Origin of the sequence: Ectopseudomonas guguanensis (assembly GCF_900104265.1) — a bacterium.
GTDB lineage: Bacteria > Pseudomonadota > Gammaproteobacteria > Pseudomonadales > Pseudomonadaceae > Aquipseudomonas > Aquipseudomonas guguanensis.
Map to the genome: position 1 here is coordinate 1 of NZ_FNJJ01000026.1, position 1686 is coordinate 1686.

Genomic DNA, 1686 nt, shown 5'->3' on the forward strand with positions numbered 1-1686 from the left:
GTGGCGGTAAAGCGGTTGCGGTAGCCTTGGTGGAAGTCGGTGTTGTCAGCTTTACCCTCTCCCCCGGCCCCTCTCCCGGGGGGAGAGGGGAGGTTCAACACCGACTCTTCCAGCACCTGCGGCTGCTTGCCTTCGTGCAGCACTTCGGTCAGCAGCCAGAGCTGGTTCCAGGCCTCGCGCGGGTGCTCGGTCAGGTCGAGGAAGTGGCCGCTGACCAGGGTCGGCGAATCGCTGTCGCCCTGGGCCAGTTCGAAGTCGTGGCGGTGGCGCTCCAGGGCGCGCTTGGCCAGGTGCTTGCCGCGTTCGCGGTCGGTGTAGCGGCCCGGATAGTCGTAGTCTTCCAGCTTGGGCTGGGCATCGCCGTCGGCCTTGGCTTCCAGCTGCAGGCGCGGTTTCTCGAAGTCGTAGTCGCGGCGGGTGACCTGGCTGGTACGGGTTTCCACGCGCACGCCGAAGTGCTTGATCACCGGGTCGTCGGCGACCAGGCCGGTGTCCTGCTGGTAGGCCAGCGGTGCCAGGCGCGGGAACACGGTCTGGTCGTCGCCGAAGGTCAGTACATGGCCGTCGCTGCTGTGCTGGAAGTGGTAGTGGATGCCTTCCTCCTCGCACAGGCGCTGGACGAAGTGCAGGTCACTCTCGTCGTACTGCACGCAGTATTCGCGCTCGGGGTAGAGCGAGCCGAGCTGGAACTGGTAGGCATCGGCCTGGATGCCGTGTTCCTCGAGCACCTGGGTGATGATCTTCTCCACCGTCAGGTGCTGGAAGATGCGCTGGTTGGTGCGGTGTGCCAGGTAGGCCAATTGCGGTACCAGGGTCAGGCGGTAGCGCGTCATGCGCTTGCCGGATTCGCCCTGGGCGATGCGGTGGATCAGGCCGTGGATGCCGGCGCCGTTCTGGTCGAAGGCGAGGAAGGCGCGCTGATGCAGCAGGCTCTCCAGATCGAGGTCGGGGCGTTCGCTGATCAGTTCCACGTCGAAGGCGTAAGGCTGGCTGATCGCCTCGCGCCCCTTGAATTCGAGCACCTGCAGGTCGTGTTCGACAGCGTCGATGCTGAGGCTGAAATGGGTCTGGTTGGCCTGGGCGAACATTCGTTGTTCCTCTCGTTTCGATCCATGAATACGCGGGCCATTCTAGGCAGGCGGCGCGACCAGGGCTGTGTTCGGGTTGGCGCTTGGGCGCGAAAGCGAAGGTGCGTCGCGGCTAAAGCCCCTCCCACACAGAGCGTCGTAAACGCAACGGCCAGGACGATGCCTGGCCGCTGCGGTGACGCGGACTCGACCCCGACTTACGCGGAGATCGGGGTACGCCAGTCGTCGGAGCCGGAAGTACCGGAGACTTCGTGGGTCCAGACGATCTTGCGGTAGGTGAAGTAGACGTCTTCCAGGTGGGTGAAGTGCGCCATGTTCGGGTCCTGGCAGTTCGGCATGCGCGACTGCACGTCGACGATCACGGCGTCTTCCAGTTCGATGGTGAAGTAGTGCTCCTGGGTACCGGTGGAGGAGGTGCGGTACCACTCCAGACGGCACTTGCTCAGGCGCTCGCCGGAGGTCAGGGCGTTGAAGATCAGCGGCGAGGACTTGTCGAAGACCTTGGTGATCATCAGCGGCTTGTGCACGCGCTGGCCGGTCGGTTGGCCGGACTGCGGGTCGCGCGGGATGATGACCTGGTGGTTGTAGGCTTGCACCA

At 64.6% G+C, this 1686-nt stretch carries 2 protein-coding genes; both read right to left on the minus strand.

Annotation, left to right across the window (positions count from 1 at the left end; genetic code table 11):
• Window positions 1–1088, minus strand: a 1088-nt coding sequence (gene tssI, locus BLS61_RS23270; protein ID WP_139205587.1) for a type VI secretion system tip protein TssI/VgrG, incomplete at its 3' end; no start/stop codon positions are given.
• A 197-nt stretch (window positions 1089–1285) separates the two neighbouring features.
• The coding region (locus BLS61_RS23275) for an Hcp family type VI secretion system effector (RefSeq protein WP_090435424.1) at window positions 1286–1686 on the minus strand (401 nt) is incomplete at its 5' end.